The sequence below is a fragment of the Bradyrhizobium sp. HKCCYLRH3059 genome, assembly GCF_051168035.1.
Classification (GTDB): domain Bacteria; phylum Pseudomonadota; class Alphaproteobacteria; order Rhizobiales; family Xanthobacteraceae; genus Bradyrhizobium.
This window is the reverse complement of sequence record NZ_JBNPUF010000001.1, coordinates 140,119-161,600: the sequence shown is the minus strand read 5'-3', so window position 1 is coordinate 161,600 and position 21,482 is coordinate 140,119. Positions and strand designations below refer to the sequence as shown.

At 65.5% G+C, this 21,482-nt stretch carries 26 protein-coding genes; 10 read left to right on the top strand and 16 right to left on the bottom strand.

Annotated features, from left to right (window positions below):
- The first annotated feature begins 21 nt into the window (after positions 1–21).
- Both ACQR13_RS00725 and ACQR13_RS00720 read left to right on the top strand, forming a co-directional pair.
- Positions 22–348, top strand: coding sequence for an ArsR/SmtB family transcription factor (locus ACQR13_RS00725; protein ID WP_434862503.1), 327 nt, complete (start codon positions 22–24; stop codon positions 346–348).
- A complete protein-coding gene (locus ACQR13_RS00720; protein ID WP_315716032.1) occupies positions 348–788 on the top strand; it encodes an SRPBCC family protein in 441 nt (146 codons plus the stop codon). Before ACQR13_RS00725 ends, ACQR13_RS00720 begins: the two co-directional genes overlap by 1 nt.
- A gap of 42 nt (positions 789–830) precedes the next feature.
- Here the strand turns inward: ACQR13_RS00720 and ACQR13_RS00715 are convergent, their stop codons facing one another.
- The 4 genes from ACQR13_RS00715 to ACQR13_RS00700 all read right to left on the bottom strand — a co-directional run bounded on the left by ACQR13_RS00715 (position 831) and on the right by ACQR13_RS00700 (position 2,946).
- The gene (locus ACQR13_RS00715; RefSeq protein ID WP_315716033.1) at positions 831–1,055 is read right to left on the bottom strand and encodes a hypothetical protein; all 225 of its coding nucleotides are present in this window, start codon (positions 1,053–1,055) and stop codon (positions 831–833) included.
- Between the two features lie 163 nt (positions 1,056–1,218).
- On the bottom strand, positions 1,219–1,698 hold the full coding sequence (locus tag ACQR13_RS00710) for a hypothetical protein (protein ID WP_315716034.1): 480 nt from the start codon (positions 1,696–1,698) through the stop codon (positions 1,219–1,221).
- A gap of 143 nt (positions 1,699–1,841) precedes the next feature.
- Positions 1,842–2,159 (bottom strand): hypothetical protein, encoded by a 318-nt coding sequence (locus ACQR13_RS00705; RefSeq protein WP_315753128.1) that lies wholly within the window; start codon positions 2,157–2,159, stop codon positions 1,842–1,844.
- 103 nt (positions 2,160–2,262) lie between these two features.
- Positions 2,263–2,946, bottom strand: a complete 684-nt coding sequence (locus tag ACQR13_RS00700) for an alpha/beta fold hydrolase (RefSeq protein ID WP_315753127.1) — start codon at positions 2,944–2,946, stop codon at positions 2,263–2,265.
- 116 nt (positions 2,947–3,062) lie between these two features.
- Between ACQR13_RS00700 and ACQR13_RS00695 the strand changes: the two genes are divergently transcribed.
- Both ACQR13_RS00695 and ACQR13_RS00690 read left to right on the top strand, forming a co-directional pair.
- A complete protein-coding gene (locus ACQR13_RS00695; protein WP_315753126.1) occupies positions 3,063–4,718 on the top strand; it encodes a fumarate hydratase in 1,656 nt (551 codons plus the stop codon).
- A 419-nt stretch (positions 4,719–5,137) separates the two neighbouring features.
- Complete coding sequence (locus tag ACQR13_RS00690; RefSeq protein WP_434862502.1) at positions 5,138–5,818, top strand: DUF429 domain-containing protein; 681 nt, start codon at positions 5,138–5,140, stop codon at positions 5,816–5,818.
- A gap of 130 nt (positions 5,819–5,948) precedes the next feature.
- Here ACQR13_RS00690 and ACQR13_RS00685 read toward each other — a convergent pair whose 3' ends face one another.
- The 5 genes from ACQR13_RS00685 to ACQR13_RS00665 form a co-directional block, all read right to left on the bottom strand.
- Positions 5,949–6,467 carry a hypothetical protein gene (locus ACQR13_RS00685; RefSeq protein WP_434862501.1) on the bottom strand — a complete coding sequence of 173 codons (519 nt, stop codon included), beginning with the start codon at positions 6,465–6,467 and terminating at the stop codon, positions 5,949–5,951.
- Between the two features lie 1,228 nt (positions 6,468–7,695).
- Complete coding sequence (locus ACQR13_RS00680; RefSeq protein WP_315753123.1) at positions 7,696–7,992, bottom strand: hypothetical protein; 297 nt, start codon at positions 7,990–7,992, stop codon at positions 7,696–7,698.
- Positions 7,993–8,112: 120 nt separating this feature from the next.
- Positions 8,113–8,664: a septation protein IspZ gene (locus tag ACQR13_RS00675; protein ID WP_315753122.1), complete on the bottom strand. Its 552-nt coding sequence runs from the start codon at positions 8,662–8,664 to the stop codon at positions 8,113–8,115.
- A gap of 25 nt (positions 8,665–8,689) precedes the next feature.
- Positions 8,690–9,274, bottom strand: a complete 585-nt coding sequence (locus ACQR13_RS00670; protein WP_434862500.1) for a hypothetical protein — start codon at positions 9,272–9,274, stop codon at positions 8,690–8,692.
- 117 nt (positions 9,275–9,391) lie between these two features.
- On the bottom strand, positions 9,392–10,819 hold the full coding sequence (locus ACQR13_RS00665) for a carotenoid oxygenase family protein (RefSeq protein WP_434862499.1): 1,428 nt from the start codon (positions 10,817–10,819) through the stop codon (positions 9,392–9,394).
- A gap of 136 nt (positions 10,820–10,955) precedes the next feature.
- Between ACQR13_RS00665 and ACQR13_RS00660 the strand changes: the two genes are divergently transcribed.
- The gene (locus ACQR13_RS00660; RefSeq protein WP_315716048.1) at positions 10,956–11,672 is read left to right on the top strand and encodes a TetR/AcrR family transcriptional regulator; all 717 of its coding nucleotides are present in this window, start codon (positions 10,956–10,958) and stop codon (positions 11,670–11,672) included.
- A gap of 45 nt (positions 11,673–11,717) precedes the next feature.
- Positions 11,718–12,023, top strand: coding sequence for a hypothetical protein (locus ACQR13_RS00655; protein WP_434862498.1), 306 nt, complete (start codon positions 11,718–11,720; stop codon positions 12,021–12,023).
- Here the strand turns inward: ACQR13_RS00655 and ACQR13_RS00650 are convergent.
- On the bottom strand, positions 12,020–12,643 hold the full coding sequence (locus ACQR13_RS00650; RefSeq protein ID WP_315753118.1) for a hypothetical protein: 624 nt from the start codon (positions 12,641–12,643) through the stop codon (positions 12,020–12,022). The genes ACQR13_RS00655 and ACQR13_RS00650 overlap by 4 nt on opposite strands.
- 146 nt (positions 12,644–12,789) lie before the next feature.
- On the opposite strand from ACQR13_RS00650, the gene ACQR13_RS00645 reads away from it, so the two are divergent.
- Positions 12,790–13,455 carry an SET domain-containing protein gene (locus tag ACQR13_RS00645; protein ID WP_315753117.1) on the top strand — a complete coding sequence of 222 codons (666 nt, stop codon included), beginning with the start codon at positions 12,790–12,792 and terminating at the stop codon, positions 13,453–13,455.
- A 25-nt stretch (positions 13,456–13,480) separates the two neighbouring features.
- On the opposite strand, the gene ACQR13_RS00640 is transcribed toward ACQR13_RS00645, so the two are convergent.
- The 3 genes from ACQR13_RS00640 to ACQR13_RS00630 all read right to left on the bottom strand — a co-directional run bounded on the left by ACQR13_RS00640 (position 13,481) and on the right by ACQR13_RS00630 (position 14,869).
- Positions 13,481–14,098: a class I SAM-dependent methyltransferase gene (locus ACQR13_RS00640; protein ID WP_434862497.1), complete on the bottom strand. Its 618-nt coding sequence runs from the start codon at positions 14,096–14,098 to the stop codon at positions 13,481–13,483.
- A 120-nt stretch (positions 14,099–14,218) separates the two neighbouring features.
- Entirely contained in the window at positions 14,219–14,617 is a 399-nt protein-coding gene (locus ACQR13_RS00635) for a hypothetical protein (protein WP_315753115.1), read from the bottom strand.
- A gap of 27 nt (positions 14,618–14,644) precedes the next feature.
- Entirely contained in the window at positions 14,645–14,869 is a 225-nt protein-coding gene (locus tag ACQR13_RS00630; RefSeq protein WP_315716053.1) for a hypothetical protein, read from the bottom strand.
- A 100-nt stretch (positions 14,870–14,969) separates the two neighbouring features.
- Between ACQR13_RS00630 and ACQR13_RS00625 the strand changes: the two genes are divergently transcribed.
- Both ACQR13_RS00625 and ACQR13_RS00620 read left to right on the top strand, forming a co-directional pair.
- Positions 14,970–15,788: a helix-turn-helix domain-containing protein gene (locus tag ACQR13_RS00625; protein WP_315716054.1), complete on the top strand. Its 819-nt coding sequence runs from the start codon at positions 14,970–14,972 to the stop codon at positions 15,786–15,788.
- Between the two features lie 66 nt (positions 15,789–15,854).
- The gene (locus tag ACQR13_RS00620) at positions 15,855–16,520 is read left to right on the top strand and encodes a DsbA family oxidoreductase (RefSeq protein WP_315716055.1); all 666 of its coding nucleotides are present in this window, start codon (positions 15,855–15,857) and stop codon (positions 16,518–16,520) included.
- Here the strand turns inward: ACQR13_RS00620 and ACQR13_RS00615 are convergent.
- From ACQR13_RS00615 to ACQR13_RS00605, 3 genes are all read right to left on the bottom strand, one after another.
- Positions 16,498–17,733, bottom strand: a complete 1,236-nt coding sequence (locus ACQR13_RS00615; protein ID WP_315753114.1) for a GNAT family N-acetyltransferase — start codon at positions 17,731–17,733, stop codon at positions 16,498–16,500. The genes ACQR13_RS00620 and ACQR13_RS00615 overlap by 23 nt on opposite strands.
- Positions 17,734–17,870: 137 nt before the next feature.
- A complete protein-coding gene (locus tag ACQR13_RS00610; protein ID WP_315753113.1) occupies positions 17,871–18,917 on the bottom strand; it encodes an HD-GYP domain-containing protein in 1,047 nt (348 codons plus the stop codon).
- Positions 18,918–19,125: 208 nt separating this feature from the next.
- Positions 19,126–19,548 carry a hypothetical protein gene (locus tag ACQR13_RS00605; RefSeq protein WP_315753112.1) on the bottom strand — a complete coding sequence of 141 codons (423 nt, stop codon included), beginning with the start codon at positions 19,546–19,548 and terminating at the stop codon, positions 19,126–19,128.
- Positions 19,549–19,770: 222 nt separating this feature from the next.
- Between ACQR13_RS00605 and ACQR13_RS00600 the strand changes: the two genes are divergently transcribed.
- Positions 19,771–21,282, top strand: coding sequence for a caspase family protein (locus tag ACQR13_RS00600; RefSeq protein WP_315753111.1), 1,512 nt, complete (start codon positions 19,771–19,773; stop codon positions 21,280–21,282).
- The last annotated feature ends 200 nt before the right edge of the window (positions 21,283–21,482 follow it).

The following is a 21,482-nucleotide window of genomic DNA, read 5'->3' as shown; positions in this document are numbered from 1 at the left end:
GCGTTGGCTTATACATTCCTTATGACCGTCGAAGCCCAGTTGACATCCGTCATGAAGACGCTTGCCGACCCGACGCGGCGGGCCGTGTTCGAGCGCATCGCGCGCGAGGGGGAGGTGGCGGCCACCGGCCTGGTGCAGGGCTCACGGGTATCGCAGCCGGCGATCTCACAGCATCTCAAGGCGCTGCGCGACGCCGGGCTGGTCAGCGAACGGCGCGACGGCCGCCACAACTATTACAGCGTCGCGCCAAAAGGGCTGGTGCCGCTGGTCGACTGGCTCAGTCATTACCGCGCATTCTGGCATGAGCGCATTGCCGGCCTCGAGGCACTGTTGAAGGAGACCGAGTGATGGGTGAGGCGCATGCGATCGTGGTGGAGAAGCATCTGCCCCATTCGCCCGACAAGATCTGGCGCACGCTGACCACGAGCGACCTGATCGCGAAATGGTTGATGCCGAACGACTTCGTCGCGGCCACCGGTCATCGCTTCACCTTCCGCACCAAGCCGGTGGGCGACTGGGATGGCGTCGTTCATTGCGAGGTGCTCGCCTGTGAGCCGCCGCATCTGCTGAGCTATTCCTGGAAGGGCGGTTCGGACTCCAATCCGGCCCACGGCTTACGGCTCGACAGCGTCGTGACCTGGACGTTGACGCCGGCCGAGGGCGGCACGCATCTGCGGATGGTCCATGACGGCTTCGTCTTCCCGGGCAACAAGTTTCAGTTCGACATCATGGGACAGGGGTGGAGTCGTATCGGCGATGCCATCACACGTATAGCGGCGGATGCCTGAGGCGCCGCCGCTATACGAAGTTGGCCTGAGGGTGTGGGATCGTCAGGCGAGAATGTCGACGCGGGTGCCCTGGCCGGGCGGCAGCGGCGGACGCGAGGCCTGCTTCTCCGCGGCCGCCTCGTCGCCGGTCTTGGCGGGATTGACGGCCTGGCTCTGCTGCGTCTGGTTCCGCGCCTGCGTGTCTTGGGTCTGCGGCTTGGTCGTCTCGGTCGAGATCGGCGGCGGTGAAGGCGGCGGCGATGACGACGAAACGCTCGAAACGGACATTGTCCAGCTCCTCGCTTGGTGTTGCGACAAGCGTGGCCATCGCTCGCGAAAACTTCGTCAATCAGATCGTTCGAATTGTCTGCAACTGTCGGTGGCGCGGCGAATAGTGAACGGGTCGCTGCCGCCGGCGCAGAAACCGCAAGGCTGTTGCGTCACCCCCGGCCTATTGGTCCTTGCTGCGGCTGATCGTGATCGAGGACTCGGTCTTGGTTCGGGCGCAGCGCATGTCGAGCCGGCGGTAGCGGCTGGCGACGTCGTCGCCGCGGAAGATCCCGAGCCGGCGGTAACAGCGTGTGACGCCGCGCTGCATGTCGTCCTTCGGCAAGGTGAACACGATCGCCGCCGCGCTCGCCATCAGCTCGATGAAGGCCGGCGTCGGCTTGCGCTCGGATTTTCCGAACAATTGATTGCTGACGTTCTTCGATGAGCAGCCGAGCGTGATCTCGCGCGCCTTGGGATGGGCGAGATAGACGGTGCCCGCCGCGGTCTGTCCGATCCGGACGCCGTCGATGCCGTTCTTCAATTCCTTGGCGAGGTCGTCACAGCGATCCGCTTGCGCGGCCTGCGGCAGCAGCGCGCTGCTCAACGCAACGAGAAAAACAAAACCGGCCAAGCGGCCAAATGAGCAAAGCGATGACTGCATTCCAAATACCCCCGCGCCATTGAAGCCTGCGCGCGGAGGTCATGCAAGCGCGATGCGCCGCGGCCGCACAAGATCGTCGGCCGACGTGACCGCGTGTTGACGGGCCGCGGTCACCTGCCGGCGGCAGCGGCGCGATCGCTTCGTCAGAACCAGCAGCGGCCCGGATGCGACAGCGATACGCCCGCGGCGCGGCGCTCGCAGTCGTTGCCGTAGGTCTGGAAGTTGCAGCCGCACACCGGCATGTAGATGCGATTGCAGAACGTCGGCTTTCGGCGGCAGACACCCATCATGTCGAACCGGCCACACTGGCCGGCCGGGAATTCGCAATAAAGACCGGCATTGCAAGGGATGCCGGCAAATCCGCCGCACGCACGACCGGGACCGACCGCGCCGGCGCTGCCGGGGGCCATGGTGATCAGGGCAAGAGCAATTGTGATGGCAACGAAGAGACCTCGTTTCATGACGCCTCCAGGAGGAAAATGAATAGGTCAACAATCTAAGGTTACATAATTCGGCGACGGATCGCAATTGATCTCGCCGTACGACATTGCGCCGGTCGCGGCGTCATGTTGCGGCAACCTCGCGGGCCGTCTCGATCAGCAGGTCGAACGTCTCGTCGGGTGCGTGCTGCACGACATCGTGCCCGCACGCAAATGCGTGCACGCGCCACGCGGGATCGTTGCGCAGCCGCTCATATTGCGCGGTGAACGGCGTCGCGCTCCATCCGCTGGCGTAGACGAAGGTGCGCTGCAGAGCCGCCGGCGCCGGACTGTGGAGCTTCAGGGCCTGGATGAAGGTCCCGAGCGGATGCGGCCGGCGGCGCGGATCGGAGCCTTCGCGCGGCAGCGCCGTCAGCCCGTCATGCCCGGCACGTTCGATCACGAACCGGCGATACGCATCACCGGCGAGATCCCACCATGACTGGCCGTTCTCGGGTGCGAAGGCATCGAGATAGATCAGTGCGGCGAGCCTTTCCGGCACGCGGTCGGCGACGCCGGTCGCGACCATGCCGCCATAGCTGTGCGCGCACAGGATGACCTCGGACAGGTCCTCGATCGTCAGCAGATCAATGACGTCAGCGATATGGGTGTCGAGATTGACGGCATGGGCGGCGCGGGCCGGTGTCTGCTCCAATCCACTCAAGGTCACCGCATAGGCGTCATGGCCGGCCTGCTGGAGCCTGGCCGAGAGCGCAGCGTACATCCAGCCGCCGTGCCAACCTCCTGGAATCAGGACAAAACTTGCCATGATCGTACCCCTCTGCCGCTGTGCCGAGACATGTCTTGCAAGGCTTCCGACGGGTAGCGTATCAGACCTGTCAAGACCGCTTTGGGCGGCCATCTTTAGAACCCCACGAGCTCGCCATGAACGCGCCGACCGCCTTCCCCGACCAGTCCAAGCCCGTCCCGCCCTACAAGCACACGCCGCTGTTTCCGCTCGGGCCGGACACCACGCCCTACAAGAAGATCACCACCGACGGCGTGCGGGTCGAGAAGGTCTTGGGCCGCGACATGCTGGTGGTGTCGCGGGAGGCGCTGCGGACCTTGTCGGAAGCCGCGTTCGGCGAGATCAACCACTTTCTGCGCCCCGGCCATCTGAAGCAGCTGCGCAGCATCCTGGAGGATCCGGAGGCCAGCCCGAACGACAAGTTCGTCGCGCTCGACTTCCTGAAGAACGCCAACATCTCCGCCGGCGGCGTGCTGCCGATGTGCCAGGATACCGGCACCGCGATCATCATGGGCAAGAAGGGCTGCAACGTCATCACCGATGGCGACGACGAGGCGGCGCTGTCGCAAGGCGCGCGCGACGCCTATCTGCGCCGGAACCTGCGCTACTCACAAGTCGCTCCGCTGTCGATGTACGAGGAGAAGAACACCGCCAACAACATGCCGGCGCAGACCGAGATCTATGCCGAGGGCGAGGACGCCTACAAGTTCATGTTCATGGCCAAGGGCGGCGGCTCGGCCAACAAGAGTTTTCTGTTCCAGGCGACGCCCTCGGTGCTCACCAAGGACCGGCTGCTGGCGTTCCTGAAGGAGAAGATCCTGACGCTGGGCACCGCGGCGTGCCCGCCTTATCACCTCGCCATCGTGATCGGCGGCACCTCGGCCGAGCTGTGCATGAAGACGGTGAAGCTGGCGTCTGCGCGTTATCTCGACGCGCTGCCGACCCAGGGCTCCCCGGATGGCAATGCCTTCCGCGACCTGGAGATGGAGCAGGAAATCCACAAGATGACGCAGTCGCTCGGCGTCGGCGCGCAGTTCGGCGGCAAGTATTTCTGCCATGACGTCCGCGTCATCCGCATGCCGCGCCACGGCGCGTCGTTGCCGATCGGTCTCGGCGTGTCGTGCTCGGCCGACCGCCAGGTGCTCGGCAAGATCACCAGGGACGGCGTCTATCTCGAGGAGCTCGAGCATCATCCGGCGCAGTATCTGCCGGAGGTCGAGCAGGCGCTTGGCGGCGAGGTCGTGAAGATCGACTTGAACCAGCCGATGAAGGACATCCTCGCCACTCTGTCGAAGAATCCGATCAAGACGAGGCTGTCGCTGACCGGCACCATGATCGTCGCGCGCGACGCGGCGCATGCCAAGCTGCGCGAGCGCCTCGATCGCGGCGAGCCCCTGCCGGACTACTTCAAGAACCATCCGGTCTACTACGCCGGCCCCGCCAAGACCCCGGACGGCTACGCCTCCGGCGCGTTCGGCCCGACCACCGCGGGCCGCATGGATTCCTTCGTCGACCAGTTTCAGGCGGCCGGCGGCTCGATGGTGATGGTCGCCAAGGGCAACCGCGCGCCGGCGGTGCGCGAGGCCTGCAAGAAGCACGGCGGCTTCTATCTCGGCTCGATCGGCGGCGCCGCGGCCAACCTCGCCGAGCACTGCATCAAGAAGGTCGAGGTCGTCGAATATCCCGAGCTCGGCATGGAAGCCATCTGGCGCATCGAGGTGGTGGACTTCCCGGCCTTCATCATCATCGACGACAAGGGCAACGACTTCTTCAAGGAGCTGAACCTCGGCTGAGGTGAGCCGGGCGTGATGTTTGTTGCGGCGGCCGGGAGCGATCCCGCCCGTTGGTGTATGGGGGAGGCCCATCTCGCCTGAGCGCGTAGCGTGGCAACCGAATTCGCACGCCGACGGTGCGCTCCCCTCCCCCTTGCGGGGAGGGGTTGGGGGTGGGGGTCCACGAGTCGCGCTCTATCTGATGGGCGAGGAAACGCAGCGCGATGCGACCTCGCTCTCTCGATAGTTTGGTGGTTGATGTGTGTGCGCGCCCATAGCGTTCAGCGCCCGGAGACCCCCACCCCCGACCCCTCCCCGCAAGGGGGAGGGGAGCTCACTGCTGTTGTGGGGCCAGCTCGGCTCCGACTACCGTGGGACTCAGCGTGCGTTCGTGGCAAGAGGAGCACGATGCTGAACGAAGCAACTGGTAGTCTGATGTAATGCACGCCAACCGCATCATCGGTCTCGACGGCTTCTCCCGCGGCTGGGTCGCGGTGTCGATTGCAGGCGACCGGCGCGACATCGCCTTTCCCGCCGACGTTTCGACGGCACTATCGGCTCCTTTTACCCGCGCCGCGATCGACATCCCCATCGGCATGACCGACGGCGGCAACAGAACCTGCGACAAACTCGCGCGCGACAAACTCGCGCCGCATCGCTCGCGCGTGTTCACCGGCGCGCGGCGCTGGCTGTGGGAGAACTACAAGGACCCAGATGAGGCCAATATCGAGGCGTCGCGGCGCGGGCAGACGCGCGCCTCGCGTCAGCTCTGGCATCTCGGCCGCAAGATCATGGAGGTCGACGCCTTCGTCCGTGCGCATCGCGACCGCGACATCCGCGAGGCCCATCCCGAACTGGTGTTCCTGCGCCTCCACGGCGCGGCGTTGCCGTCGAAGAAGACGGAACATGGCGCCAGGCTGCGGCGCGACTTGTTAGTTTCTGCAGGCTTCGCCGCCATCGGCGACTGGATGACCCGCGCCCGCATCGGCACCGGTGCCAAGCCCGACGACGTCCTCGACGCCTGCGCGGTCGCGCTGGCCGCTCGCGACTGCGCGGGCTGCGTACCGGAAGAAGCTGCGCCGCGCGACGCGCATGGCGTGCCGATGCAGATCTGGTTTTGAGGCGCGGCCCGGCCAAGTTTGTCCCACATCTGCTTCAGCGCGGAGGGCTGGCGTACATGGGGTAAGCGATCAACGGACGGGTTTCCGCTTATCCCTGCATAGGGCTAGGCCGTCGAGTTTCGAGATGCTGCTAGCGGAAATCGCGTGCGTTGAGCGGGTGCTTGTGGTTGGGCACCGGGCCGAATTCGCTGCGTGGTGCAAGAGGGAGCGTCTTTGTTGAGCACTGAACCATGTTCGTGCTGAGATTCAGGTCGCAGTCGTCATAATCCAACGTCACCCGCCGCTTGCAGCTGTTCTTCAGGCTGTACCAGTTGACCCCAGGAGCTTTCGGCCACGCCTTCTCTACCACGCACTGGCTTGGATCTGATTGTAGGGCCGAACTGACGGTCCGCGCCGGTCGAACTACGCTTGATGGTGGCTCGGCAACGGGCTTGGCAATGGGAGTTGCTGCCGGATTCGGCTGCGTTCTGTCCACGCCGAGAATGTCAGCGGTCACATTCTTCGCTGCAGAGCCAAGATCCCGGGAACGAGCGTTTGCCGGTACCGCTCCGATGCGGACAGCGGTAGCGGCCCCGCCATTCGTGGACATGGACTTTCCGTCCGGCTCGAGCGTGTAGTTCCATGTCCCCGCGCTGTTCGTATAGGTCAATACGTTTCCCGAGCAGGTCCACGTACCCTGGACACAAGCCGGGTGTTCGCTGCACAATGCTCTGCCGTCAGGGAGTAGCGTACCTCTGTTGCCACTGCCTGAGTGTCGCCAGTCACCGATAAACTTGGCTGCGCAACTCGATTGCGGAGCGGCCTCTGCCGCGGCGGTACCGGAAAGTAGTACCGAAAGAAGTAAGAGATATCTCATTGTAGTTCCAATGAAGCAGGTTGGACTATGATTACCCAATTCCTAGCTCGAATGTGAGTTAGGTGATCCAATCAGATTCCGATCGCGACCGCAACGATGACCGCTTGAGCCATTGCGGCAGCCGTAGCGATGGATATAGGAAGTCCCCGCCTCACGGTTGATGGCTTCGATGCCTGCCAGGGGTCGAAATACAAACAAGTGCGCGCACTGTCCCGCTGGCCGGACCTCAATGAGGAGGCGCGGCTTCCCTGACGGGCCATAGGCCAATGTTCGATCCGATTCCAAGGAGCAGGTTCTAAAAAAAATAAATCGCTTGTGATTTTTCCGAAATCGTGATTTTATCTCGCCATCCCGCCTCACTGCGGAGGGGCGTTGCGCGCGATCGTCACGACACGCGAGGCGGGGAGGCGATGGCCGCGATGGAGCCGCAGCGTGTCTTCGGATACGCGGACGAACGGCTTGGCGCGGACGCGAAGTCGCAGCGTCCTGACACCCCGAAGCTGGTGTCACGTTCGTGCGGTGCTGAGCGCATCGCGCGGATCATGGTGGCCAACAAGCCGGCGCACCAGGGAGACTGCGTATAAGCGTGAAGCCATCGCGCAGGGAAGGCCGGGCGTTTCCGGCTGCACCTGTGGTACCTGCCGCCTGCATTTCTTTCGCAGGCGGGCCGCAGGCGTCAGCCGACGCCTGGCCTTCCCTGCGCCCTCTGCATTTGGCGAGGGACATGCCGATGCATCACTCGGGCGTTATCAGCCGCGAGGCTGCGTCCGCTTGTCCGGGCTGTTTGAGATGTGAAGCGGGACTGCTGCGATTGAAAATCGGTGTCGTCCCGGGCAAGCCATGAGCGCGCGACAGCGCGATCGTGGCGCCGACCCGGGACCCATGCGCCGCGGCCGTCGTGATGGGCGAAAAGCCAATTGCCAGCGTGCCTCGAACCACTCCCTGCGGGTATGGGTCCCCGCTTTCGCGGGGACGACAGCGGAGAGTGTCGATGCGACGTGCCCACGCAAAAGAATAGCGCTCAGCCCCGCGCGCCGGTGAACGGGAAGCTGCCCATGAAGCCGATGCCCATCTCGCCGGAGATGGTGTCGCCGGCGACCTTGCCCTTGAAATCCAGCGTCAGCGGCATCGGGCTGGTGATGGAGACCTTCCAGGCGACGTCGTCGCCGTTGACGGTGCCGTCGAAGATCTCGGCGGAATCGCCTTCCGCGGCCTGGGTCCCCGTCAGCGTCGCGCCCGAGCTCTTCAGGCTCAGGGTCGCGCTGCGCTCGCCCATGGGCGTGTTCAAGGTCAGATTCCAGTTGCCGTCCACAGCCATCGATCGTTCTCCTGGCATTGCGATTTTGCGGACCTCGAGGCAACGACCTCGAGGATGCGTTCGGCCGCCCCTATAGCGCATCTTTGCGCGTAAGCCCATTGCGGCGATCGGATGCAGCGATCAGGCCCGCGCCGCCCTGAGGCGGTTGGCGACCACGAAGCGGAAGGCCATGAACTGCAGCGCGAAGGCCGCGACCTTGGCGCCGCCCGCGACCACGGTGATGTAGAGCACCCACAGCTTGATGTCGCCGGTCATGGCGACCGCGATCGTGCCGAGACCGAGCGCGAACATCAGCGCCGCCCAGGCATAGCCGGCGATGGTGACGTATTCCGGAATGGTCTCCGACACGATCGGCGGCACGTAGCGCAGCATCCAGCCGCGCTTGAGCATGATCAGCCCGATGGCGAAATGGCCGATCGCGGGCTTGGCGAACATGAAGCGGGGGTCATTGGTCAGCAGCGTCACGCCGCCGAGCACGATGACGAGGCCGACGCTGGCATAGGCCATGAAGCTGAGGTTCACGCCCCTGATGCGCGCCCAGACCACCTGCACCACGGCGACGGCGACCGCGGCGGCGGTGGCCAGCACGACATCATCGGTTGCGATGTACAGGATGAAGAACACCGCGGCCGACAGGAAGTCGGCAATCAGCTTGGCAAACACGATTTTCACGCACGTCTCCTGCAGCAGACCCCGGTCACGAATCTTGGCCGGACATTGCGGCGGCAGTCTGCGCTGCCACGTCCTTTGTTCGGCGGTAGTCAGGATACCAGCGCGTGAAATAAAGTGCACTATTGCGGGCGGCAAAGGCGATGGCGAGGCCGGTCCAATAGGGCAGGCCCGGCACGTAGAGCGTCATCAGGTTGCCGACGATCATCAGCAGCGCCGACACGGTCCAGGCGCCGGTGATGACGTAATTGGCGCGCAGGAAGCCCGGAATCGCCGCGGTTTCCGGCGGTACGGCCTCGAGCGCATATTGCAGCGTGAACGGCGCGCGCAGCAGCATCGAGCCGAGCGACAGCGCGAAAATGCCGCAGTCGACCGCAAGACGCACCGCGGATGCGCTGAGGGTCGGATCGATGAGGCCGAGGTAGGCGGCTACGCTTGCGAACACGATCGCCGAGCCCAGGCCGAGAACCTTGATCGAGCGTCCCTTGACGACGTCGACCGCGACAACGACCAGGCACATCGCCGTGGCCACGGCCAGGCTGAGCGTGGCCGAGACCACCATCATCAGCGCCGCGTAGACGCCGTAGGGCGCAAGGATGAGGAAGATCGTCATAGAGCTCGCCCGGCCAATCTTTACACTGCCAAGATTAGTAGGATCCCGGCGGAACCGGGTCAAGCGAATCTTGACAGTGTCAAAATTTTGTGAAGCAACATATTTAGCTCAGCTTTATCAATGGCTTGCTTCGTTCGCGCCGACCCAATTGCCGTGGAAGCCATCGGGCACGCGGTGGCCGAGATGAACCAGGGCCACCGGACCGCCGCCGATGTCGGTGGCGTTGAACACGGCGAGGTCGCTGGTGTTGGAGCCGGCACGCCAGACCACGGTCAGCAGCCAGCCGTCGCCCTCGGCGGCATCGCGGCTGCGCGGCACGAATACCGGCTCGGACAGGGTGTCGCCGGCGGGCAGCAGATGCGTCGCCTGGCGCGTGCCGGCGCCGTCGACATGGGCGAGGCCGGACAGCGCCCCGAACAGCGGGCCGTCCGGATTGGCGCAGGCGTACCAGCCATGGCCGTTCTTGAGCCCGGCGCGGCGGTCGTCGATGCGGGGGAATTCACCGGTGAGGTCGTCGAGATAGCTCTGCGTGAAACGGTCGGTGTTGCCGGCGAGATCGAAGCTCCAGCGGCACAGCCGCGCGACCGACTTGGCCGGATCGGTCGGACGTCCGTCGGGATGCGGAAACAGCGGCGCTTCCTCGAACTGCATGACGTCGGCAATGATCCGGCTGCCGTCCTCCCAGGCATTCATGATGTGGAAGACGTAGCAGGCGTCACCGCGAAACCAGACGATGTCCTTGATGTCGCCGCTGCGCTTCATCACACCGACATAGGCGCCCTTGTCGGGCTCCCAGGCATAAGGCGGCTTGCCGGACATTGCGCGCTCGATGCTGCCGGTGAGCGGCAGGATTGGAAACAGCACGTGATTGGCCGTGACGATGAAGTCGTGCACCATGCTGGCATAGGGCGCCTCGAAACGATTGAGACGCGTCAGCTTGCCGGCCGCATCGACCGTGCCGTAGGACAGCGCCGGCGTCAGCGGACCGGCGGCGTTGTAGCCGAAGAACAGCAATTCGCCGGTGACCGGATCGGTCTTCGGATGCGCGGTGAAGGCGCCGCGCAGGCGGCCGCCGAAATCGTGATAGCCGCGGGTGGCGAGCGTGCCGGGCTCGATCTCGGTCGGCAGATGCGCCTCTTCGAGCGCGAGCAGGCGGCCGGCATGGGCGATGATGTTGGTGTTGGCAACGCCGCCATCGGTGACCTCGGCTGGCGCGTCCGGCAGCCTGCGGCCGAAGCCGCCGAACAGCGCGCGCCCCGCGCGGCGCTCGGCCTCGAATTTCGGGGTGCGGATCCAGCGGTTGCGATAGGACGCGCGGCCGTTCTCCAGATGGAACGCGTGCAGCATGCCGTCGCCGACGAACCAGTGCGAACCCGGCGAGTCGAATTGCGGATTGGGGCCGTTGCGATAGAGCGTGCCGTTCAGCTCACGTGGCAGTTCGCCGGTGACTTTCAGGAACGGCGCGTCGCATTCGAACGGGATCGGCGCGATGTTGTCGCGCGGTGTGGGGCGCTGGCGGGCTGTGTCGTGCAACGGTCCGTTCATCGACTGTCCATTCATGGCGCTTCCTTCCCCTTGGATTCGGCTTTATCTTTACGATGTAAAGATAAGGCTACCGGCCGAGCGCCTGCAGGTCAAGGCTAATCTTTACGCTGTCAAAATTGCTTGTATAAGGAGAGGCATGACGAAGATCGAACAGGCAAGACTGAGCAGGCACCGGACGGCTACGGCGGTGGCCCGGACGCGGTCGCGCCGCGCGGTGAGCGCGGGCGAGCCGGCGGCGCCCTATCATCACGGCGCGCTGCGCGATGCGCTACTCGAAGCGGCCGAGCGCGTGCTGGAGCGCGACGGGCTGGCCGGACTCACCTTGCGCGCGGTGGCGCGCGAGGCCGGCGTGTCGCATGCGGCGCCGACGCATCATTTCGGCGATCTCACCGGGCTGGTCAGCGAGCTCGCGGCGATCGGCTTCACGCGGTTCAATGCGGCGATGAAAGCGGCCGGCGAGCAGCCCGGCACGCCGATCGAGCGGGCGATGGCGCGGGCCCGCGCGTATGTCGCCTACGCACAGGCCAATCCCGGCATGTACGGACTGATGTTCCGCACCGAGCGTCTGGATTATTCGCGCCCTTCGCTGCACGAGGCCGCGGAAGCCTCGTTTGCCGGACTCGCGGGATCGGTCGCCGCGCGCAGCGAAGGCCCGGTCGGTGACGAGGAATTGTCGCTCGATCAGTCGGCGGCGATCGCCCGCGCCTGGTCGCTGGTGCATGGCTACACGATGCTGCTGCTCGACGGCCGCCTTGCCGACATTCTGCGCCGTTCGCCGCCGGGCACCACGGCCGAATCGCTGCTGGAGGCGATGCTCCGGGCCACCGTGCCGAAGCTGCCGCCGGGCGCGTAGTTCGACGCACCGGAAACCGGGTAGGGGATCATGCGTTGGCAACGCATGGCACGAACCCCACGCGCTCCCTGGAGCAAGGCCAATCCGCGCAAGCGCGCCGGCAAGGCCTCCACCCGTCTCACCCCGGCCGAAAAGGCGGCGGCCAAGGCGCGCGCCCGTTGGGCCGGGCGGCGCTATCCCAACCTGGTCGACAATATGCGCGTCGCGGCCAGGAAGGCGGCAAAGACCAAGACCAGCGGCCGCAAGCGGGCGGCGAAATCGAAGACCGGGAAGGGCGCATCGAAGACGGCGAGCAGGCGCACATCCGCCGTGCGCAAGACCGCAAAGTCCGGACGGAAGTCGGCGCGCTAATTGGGCGGCAACGCCAGATCGACGGCCCGGCCGCGCGTGCCGACGATCTTCACCCTGTCCTTGCCGCAGGCAAAGCCTCGCGCCGTCTGGTCAGCCGCCTGCCGCGCCAGCTCGTTGGCATTGGAGTTGGCGGCAGCGTCGACATAGGCGACATGACACACTGGTCCGGGCGGCAGCCGGGTCACCACCAGCATCGGCTTGTCCTTCGGCCCCTTGCTGCCTTGATCGTCGTTGTCGGCGATCTGCCAGCGCTGGATGATCGCGAACGGCTTGCCGTCAGCCAGCCTCCATTCGACAGCGTTGCCGGCGGAGTTGAACGGTCCGAACCAGGTCTGAGCAGCCGGCTCCTTGGCGGCCGCGCGGACATTGCGCCCCACAGACACGGTCTGGCGAAGATCGCCTTCGTTGACGAGCAGAATCAGGCCGTCCTTGCCAGGGCAGGTCTGAGTCGAGCTGTCATCCTCCTGCTTGCCGCCGATGGTGCGGCAGTCCTTGGCGGCGGCCGATGTATAGGCGCTGGCGATGGTCTCTGCAGCCGCCTGTCCGATCCACGCCGTGCAGAGCATCAATGCGACACCGATTCGTCGCGCCACGACGCGATGTGGGAGGAATTCGGACATGCGAGGGCCCCTGATGACCGGAATTCGTCCCTGCGCAGGACGCTGCAAACTGGGGACGGCGCGAAACGGCGGCGGGAAACACCTGACATCGTCGCGAATTTATCCTAGAACGGCGGCCTCGCGAGGTCCATGTCTTCTCATCACTCATGCCTGTCATTCCGCAATCCAAACCCTATCGCATCGGCCGCTCCAAGACGGGGCTTGGTCTGTTCGCCACCCAGCCGATCAAGAAGGGTACCAAGATCATCCGCTATTTCGGTCCGCTTTTGGATTCGAAGAAGGCGGACGAGGACGCGATCGAGAACAAATATCTGTTCGAGCTCGACAAGCGCTGGACCATCGACGGCTCGATCCGAGAGAACGTCGCCCGCTACATCAATCATTCCTGCAAGCCGAACGCCGAGTCCGACGTCAAGCCGCGCAAGAAGAAGATCTTCATCCGGGCCATCAAGAACATCGAGCCCGGCGAGGAGATCAACTACGACTACGGCACGGACTACTTCAAAGCCTATCTGAAGCCGATCGGCTGCAAATGCGACGCCTGCGAGAAGAAGCGGGCCAAGAAGAAGGCCGAGGCGCGCGCCGAGCGGGCGCAGGTGAAGGCGAAGGACGTGCGCAAGGCCGAGAAGAAGGCGAAGAAAAAGGCCGAGAAGCTCGTCAAGGACAAGGCCAAGCAGCGGCCCAAGGCCAGAGCCCAATCGGGCGAGGCGGCTCGCGGCAAAGCCAAGACCCGGCGGCCGGCTGCCGGCAATCGTGGCAGGACCAAATCCACCCCGGCGAAGACGCAGACCAGCCGCGCCAAGGCGGCCTGATCCGATCGGCTCGTGTCCGGATCTCTCAGGACGGCTTCCCGAAGGCCAGCGTCGTCCAGGTGACGCCGGCCGCCCGGTTCTCCGCGCCGAGCGACTCGCCATGCCGGTTGAGCTTGAGCGTCAGCCCGAGCTGCCGCGCGGGCTCAACGATCGTCTCGGCCGCGATCTCGAACATCCGGCGGCCCGGCGGCACCGGACCATGCCGCAACGTCATGATCAGCAGTCCGCCGGGAGCAATCCGCACCGCGACGTTGGGAAGCGCGCGTCGCCGCTGTGCCTCATCGAGATGCATCAGGACGGCGGTCAGCATGACCAGGTCGAACTGCTCGCCACGAGCGGCCAGTGCGGCGAGCTCCGGAAGGCTGTCGTCGACCCAGGTGATCGCAGGCGAGGCATGCAGTTGCATGGCGCCGACGCGCAGTGCTTCGGTCGGCTCGACGGCCACCACCTGATGTCCAAGACCCGCGAACCAGGCGGCGTCGCGGCCCGTGCCCGCGCCGATGTCGAGCACGCGCGCGGGCGCGTTGGGCAGCAGATGAAGCACGGCGGCATGGACCTGTTCCGACGGGATGCTCTCGTAGCGCACGAAGAGATCCTCGGCCTCGGTGGCGTAGCCCTCCGTTCCGATCACCTGAGGCTGCATCGCTACGATCTCCCGTCGATCTCCAATTATGCAGAAGAGGCGTTCGCCGCGCATGTCCAAATATCGGTTTGGCCGTGAGCGCCGGGCCGCTCGATCATGAAGCCCGGCGCTCACCACCGGTCAGGCCGTGACCGCGGCGGCGCTCCGGCGCAAGCCCATATACTGCAATTCGGCGAATAGGCCGGTGCCCACCGCCTGCACTGCGACGAAGATCTCGCCGAGCACGTTCGGTGCGACCAGGCCCGAAAACAGCAGTGCGATGCTGCCGACCGTCCACGCCGCATTGCCGCCGATGACCAGGACGATCAGCGGCCTCGGCGCCACCGGCCGCCAGCCCAGCCAGCCGACGAAGCTCGCGTAGACGACCAGGAACAGGCCGGTCTCGCGCAGCAGCGCGTCGGGCAGTTGCAGCAGCGCCGCCAGCGGCGAGGCGCCGAAGGTGAGCGCGAGCCCGGCAACGCCGCTGAAGGCGGCATCGGCGAGCAGAGCGCGGCGGAGCAGGGCGGACGAGGTGATCATGTCGGGTCTCCTTCGGTTGGGGGCGGTTCAACGGAACCAGGCCAGGAGCTGACGGCGCAGGCGCGCCGGGCGCAGCGAGCGCGCTGCTCTCGTCTCGATCGCGTACACCTGTGCAAAGACGAGGCTGCCCGTGACGTACAGCAGCGGTTCCGGCATGTTGAGCGAGCGCGCCAGCAGCGATGTCGCGAGACCCGCCAGCCATTGGCTGGCGGCGGTGAAGGGAAGGGTCTCGAGATTGCGCTGCCTGCTCATCGTCATCTCCTGTGGTGAGGACGATGACCTGCGCCGGGAGGCATTTCGATTACCTGGCAGGTCATGGAGGTGCTGACGTCAGCGTGTTAGGTCTTGGCTCATGAATGCACAGCTTGCTTCGGCGCGCGCCGACCGCGCCAGACCCGTTCATGTCGGCGAGCACCTGCGGCAATGGCGGCAGCGGCGGCATCTGTCCCAGCTCGATCTCGCGCTCGATGCCGAGATCTCGGCGCGCCATCTGAGCTTCGTGGAAACCGGCCGCGCCGCGCCGTCGCGCGACATGGTCCTCAAACTGGCGGAGCGACTGGACGTGCCCCTGCGCGAACGCAACGTTCTGCTGGTGGCGGCTGGCTACGCGCCCGCCTTCCAGCAGCGCCCGCTGGATGATCCGGCGCTCAAGCAAGCGCGCGAGGCGATGAACCTCGTGCTCAAGGCCCACGAGCCCAACCCTGCGCTCGCGATCGACCGGCACTGGAACCTGGTCGCGGCGAACCGGATGATCGCGCCGCTGCTGTCAGGTGTCTCCGAGCGGCTGCTTGCGCCGCCCCTGAATGTGCTGCGCGTGGCGCTGCATCCGGAGGGGTTGGCGGCGCGGACGGTGAACCTTGCCGAATGGGCCGGCCATCTGCTGGAGAGACTGCACCGGCAATGCGAGGCAACCGCCGATGCCGGCTTGCTCAAGCTTTATGAGGAGCTGAAGTCCTATCCGATCCCCGCGCGATCGGCGCCGCTCGCGGCCGACAGCGTCGCGATCCCGTTGCGGCTTCGGGTCGGCGATGATGTGCTGAGCTTCTTCTCGACGACGATGGTGTTCGGCACGCCGGTCGATATCACGCTGTCGGAGCTGGCGTTGGAGACCTTCTTTCCGGCCGATGAGCTCACCGCGCTCAGGCTGAAGGAGATGGTTACCTCGCCGTGACCCCGCTTGTGTTGGCCGTGCGCGGGTTTATCTTGGGCGCAGCCATGGGAACCCGGAGGCACGCACATGAGCACCTTGAAGCCGCTGATCATCGATGTCGTCTCCGATGTCGTCTGTCCCTGGTGCTACATCGGCAAGAAGCGCATCGAGGAGGCGCTGAAGCTCGTGCCTGACGTGCCGGTCGAGGTGAACTTTCGGCCGTTCTTCCTCAATCCCTGGGTGCCGCGCGAGGGCATCAGCCGCGAGCAGTACCTCACGACCAAGTTCGGATCGGTTGAAGCCTACAAGGGCATCGCAGGCCGCGTGGTCGCGGCCGCGGAGCAGGAGGGGCTGAGCTATCATCCCGATCGTGTCGCCCGTCAGCCCAACACGATCGATTGTCATCGCCTGATCCGCTGGGCCGGCGAGATCGGCAAGGCGCCCGAGATGAAGCAGCGGCTGATGGAGTTGTATTTCCGCGACGGCGGCGATCTGACCGATGTCGAGGTGCTGGTACAGGCCGCAGCAGAGTGCGGGCTCGATGCCGAGGTGGTCCGCAAGATGCTGGCGACCGACGAGGATGTGGCGCTGGTCTCGGCCCAGGCGCAGGAGGCCGCAGAGAAGGGCATCTCCGGAGTGCCGACCTACGTCTTCGCGCAGAAATACGCCGTCTCCGGTGCGCAGGATCCGCAGATGCTGGCGCGCGCCATCCGGCAGGTGTCGGCGGAGGTCAACGCCGAGGCGGCTGAGTAGTCGGCCGGCGCTTCCGGATGGCGCGGACCGCGTGCACCGCGCGGCGTGCCACGGCGAGGCCTTCGCGTCGCGCAGTCAATGCGCCGTGAATAAGCTCGACGACCGGATCGCGCGTATAGAGCGGGATAATCACGTCGCCGATGGCAAGGCGTTCGCGCCAGATCGGGTTGATCATGGGATGGTCGGGACCGGCGGTGGAGTCGGCGGCGTTGATCTTCGGATCCGCGCAAAGGTGCCGCGTCAGGTCGAGCGTCAGCTGGACACCGGGCGAGTATTTCGCGAAGCGCTCGTCGACGCCGAGCTTGAAGAAAAAGGCGCGATCCTGATGCCGCAATACGACGCCTGCGGCGACGGTGGTGTCGCCCGCGATGAGGCTGATGATCTCGCAGGCCTCGTGCTGTGCCAGCGCCGGTGCAGCGCGTCGGATGAACGCCGCGTCGCCGTCGTGCTGGATCAGCGCAGTGCCGCGACGCCCCTTCCAACCGCTCGCCTCCAACACCAGAAAAGTCTCCAGCGCAGTGGAAACGTCGCCGGGAGAGCGCGCGACCTCGAAGCGGACGTCGCCATGCTCGGCCAGCCGATGACGCAGGCGGCGCAACTCCTTCAGCTTTTTGGCGCCGAGCGCATCATGCAGCACCGTGTCGGCGTCCCCGCTCGCATCGAGCAGGGCCCGGTCATAGGATTGCAGCACGCGCGGGCGCAGATCCACGCGACGAAGCGCCGCCTCGAACGCCTGCATCACGGAGCCTGCCAGCGACATGTCTCGCAGCAGCAGGGCGCGCGCGCCTGTTCGTCGCGCAGCGTCGAGCAGTTGCGCCGCAGCCCGCTCCGCGCTCCTTCTGTCGAGCAGCGGCGTGCACAGCGTGCCGTAGGGATGGCCGCTGGCGAGCGCGGGCAGGGGAAGCCTGCAGGCATGCCATAGAGAGGTCGTGGGCATCAGGCCGATGAGACGCGAGGGCCGATCGTCATCCCATGCGCACAGCGCCGATGTTCCGGTGCGGCCGCGCGCCGTTGCGTTCACCGCGCGCTCCCAACCGGGCAGGTAATAGCCGTTCGGCTCGCGCGCATGCTCCGCCAGATCCTGCCATGCCTGCGGTGAAACGGTCTCGAGCGGCACCAGGTCAGCGGCGCGCACGTGTTCGAGCGGACCGGCCTGCTGGTTCCTTGCCGTCGATGAAGCAGTCGCAATCGCGCGATCGATGATCTCGGCCACGTCCCGATGGTCCCCTCGCGGCGCGGACAACCCACACCGCAGGCGACACTAGCGCAAAGCTGACAAGAGACACTTGCCGTTGGCAGACAATTCGAATCGATGCGTTAACGGCCGGTTCAGCACGTCGCCTGATGCGGTCAGCGGATCAGCGCCACCTCGCGGAAGGCGCCGATCAGCGGCTTCTCGAGCTTGCCCTCCATCCCCTGGAGGATCTCGTAGGCCTTCTCGCGCGTCATCACCGGCTTGTAGCTGCGATATTCGATCAGCGCCGAGAAGATGTCGGAGATGGTGAGGATGCGCGTCAGGTCCGGGATGCTGTCGGCCATCAGCCCATCGGGATAGCCGCTGCCGTCGAGAAATTCGTGATGGTTGCGCACCGCCTTCAGCACTTCGTCGGTGATCGCTGCGTTGTCCTTCAGTGCATCGTAACCGGCCACCGGATGGGTTTCCACCAGCGTGCGTTCCTTGACGTCGAGCCGGCCCGGCTTGTCGAGAATGGTGAGCGGGATCTTGGCCTTGCCGATGTCGTGGAACATCGCGGCCATGTAGAGACGCTCCAGATCCGAACTGTGGACGCCAAGGCTCAAGCCGAAATCCACGGTGATGCCGGTCACGAGCAGGCAGTGTTGATAGGTGCCTTCGTGATGGCGGCGAACGGTGGCAAGCCAATCGGACAGACCGTTTTCCGCTATACAGTCGGCGATCCGCTTGCCCGCCCGCCGGGTCTCCTCGACATCGATCGCTGCACCGCCCAGCACGGCTGCAAACATCGAGGCGATGCAGGACGCGCCGGCAAATGCGGCCTGTCGGTCGTCGACCGCGATGCTCTTGGCCGCAGAACCGGGACGCACATCGAGCAGCTTTCCGAGCAACTGATTGCGGCTCGGCGTGCTCGACAATACACTTGTCGCACCGAGCGCATAGGCCTGGACCGTCGACAGACGGGATTTGTTGTTGGTCAGGAAGATCCGCCGCGGAATACGCGAGAGCCGCTCCGAGATCTCCTTCAATGCGGTGATGTTGTCGACGTGGCGCAGATCGGCGGCCACGACGATCGCGTCGATGTCGCCGCCTTTGAAGTCGGCATCACCGATCAGTTCAGATGTGAGCGAGCAGCGTTCGGCCAGCATGCTGCGAAGCATAGCGAGCTTGGCCGTGTCATCGCCGACGAGGTGAACGTTCATGGAAAACCAGGTCCAGGGTCATTCCGCGTTTAGGCCGCGATGTTCCGCAGGAATTGTTAAATTTGAGCCATTCGTTCGCTGTGCGGTTGCGGATTTGCGTTAGCTAAGAACTAACAATCGGCGACCGGTGCGGTAGCCCGTTCCTGCACGCCCACCGACAGGACGAGTTCCAGCCGACGTGGCGGATCCAACTCGCCTTCGCAGGGAATTACTTCGTCGGCAGGACGGCTTTGTAATCTTCAGAAACACAGTCGTCGCCGGCCGCCGCGCGCCGCCGGTCGATGATCTCGTTGTGCCTGATCAAGAGCCGATAGGTCTGGCGCCGGAGCGCGGTTCCACTGGCGGATATGATCTGAGCCCGCACGCAGGCGGTCCATGTATCGCCGGCATCGGCATGTCGGGCGGATGTGGCCTCGACATCACGTGGCAGCGTCGTTGCGACGAAGATCATGTCGAGATTCTTGCGCACGAGAAGCGCGACATCTGGCGCGGCTTCGGGCTGCGGCGGCTCGGGCGCCTTGGCCCGCATGAAGGCCGGCAGGCGCGCATTGCTGTCGGCGGCGCAGCCGATCAGGAGCAGGGCCGAGAGCAGCCCCGCGAGCAGCCCCACGCGTGACGCAATCCGCCGCATGCCGCATCGTCCCCCATTGCGGCGCGCACGCTAGCGAGAGATCGCGGCATTGCTGCGGGAAACTCGTGCAGCAACGATGTCCGGTCGCGGCCGGCGGCAGTCATGCGCGCGCGAACGGCGCCGGCCGTCCGGCATCGTGCTCACCGGATTGTGCTCGTCGGGATGAACCGGGCCGCGAACCGGCTCGACCAACAGGCACGCCATGAGCAGATTGGATATCCCATGTTTCGGCACGCTCTCAGGGCTGCATTGCTCGCCGGCGGCCTGTTTGCCGGCCTTGCTCCCGCATTGGCTGAAAGCAGCAGGCTGGCGCTGGTGATCGGGCAGTCGGCCTATCGTTCGGTGACGCCGCTGCCGAATCCCGCCAACGATGCCAAGGCAATGGCGAAGATGCTGGGTGAAGCGGGGTTCGACGTGACGACCGCCGCCGATCTGTCGCAGCGGGACCTCAACAGGGAGGTCGGCGACTTCGCCGCCAAGATCGCGGCCAAGGGACCCGACACGGTGGCGCTGGTGTTCTATGCCGGCCACGGACTGCAGATCGACGGCGAGAACTATCTCGTACCCGTGGACGTCGATCCGCGACGTGAAGCCGACATTCCGCTGCAGGCCGTGCGTCTCAACGATCTCCTGAACACGCTCAATTCGGTGCCGAGCCGGATGCGAATCCTGCTGCTCGATGCCTGCCGCAACAATCCGTTTCCCGCCATCAGCCAGAACGCGGGCCGTGGCCTTGCGCTGGTCGACACAAAGACGGGAGCGCCGGGCACCTTCCTGTCCTACTCGACCTCGCCCGGCGCGGAAGCCGAGGATGGCACCGGCGCCAACAGCCCCTATACCACGGCACTGCTGCAGGCGGCGCGGGAGCCGGGCCTTCCCATCGAGCAGGCGTTCAAGCGCGTGCGCGTTGCGGTGAACAAGGTCACCGAGGGCCGGCAGACGCCGTGGGATTCGTCGTCCTTGACGGAGGATTTTCGCTTCGTCGGGTCGGCGGATGGAGGCGCTGCCAATGCCGGCCCGCGGCCGGTCGTCGCCAAGCGCAGCGTCGACGAATGGAAGCGCAGCCTGGAGGGCAAGCCGATCGAGGCCGCCAACGAAATCATCGTCGGCGACGGCAGCGTCGAGGCGTATGAGGCCTTCGTGACGCTCTACACCGCGCCGCCCTATGGCCCGCAGGCGCGCGAATGGCTCGACCTCCACAACAGGATGGCAGCCTGGAACGAGGCGGTGCTGATCAATACGGTGGCGTCCTATCAGGGCTTTCTCGACCGCTATCCGAACAGCGACCTGACCCCGACCGCGCGCAAGCTGATCGAGCGCCTGCGCAACCGGCCCGTGGTGACGCCGGTGGTGGCGGCCGCCAATGCGGCGATCCCGGCCGCCGCTTCGGCAACCCTGCCGGTCGTGCCGGCCGTAGCCGCGGCAGGCCCGACCTGCCCATGCTCGCAGACGCCTCCGCCGGCTCGGAAGTCTGAGACGCCGAAGCGGGTCGAAGAGAAGCCGGCGAGGAAGCGCGACGAGGACCCTCCCAAGCGCGCCGGCCGCACGCCCCGACGCGACCCTGACGACGATGTCGTCGTCTACGCGCCACCGCCTCCGCCGCGCGCGTATTATGGACCGCCGGTGCGCGTGGCGCCGCCGGTCAGTATCGGGATCGGCATCGGCGGCGGCTATGGCGGTGGCTATGGGCGGGCACCTCAGAACTATCCGACACGGCGCGGCTATGGCTACTGAAGCTGGCTGACGTCTGCGCATCGATGTGGCCGCCCGCAAGGGCGGCCACTGATGTTTGGCGGGGGACGTTCGTTGGGGTCATCCTCTCGGTTCTGCCATTCGTCATCGCTCCTCACCACTCGTCCCGCGGATGCCGCCGCCCGTCCCATCCTGCTCGATCCGCCCGCGAAGGCTGCTTTCATCGTCCCGGTGCGTCGCTT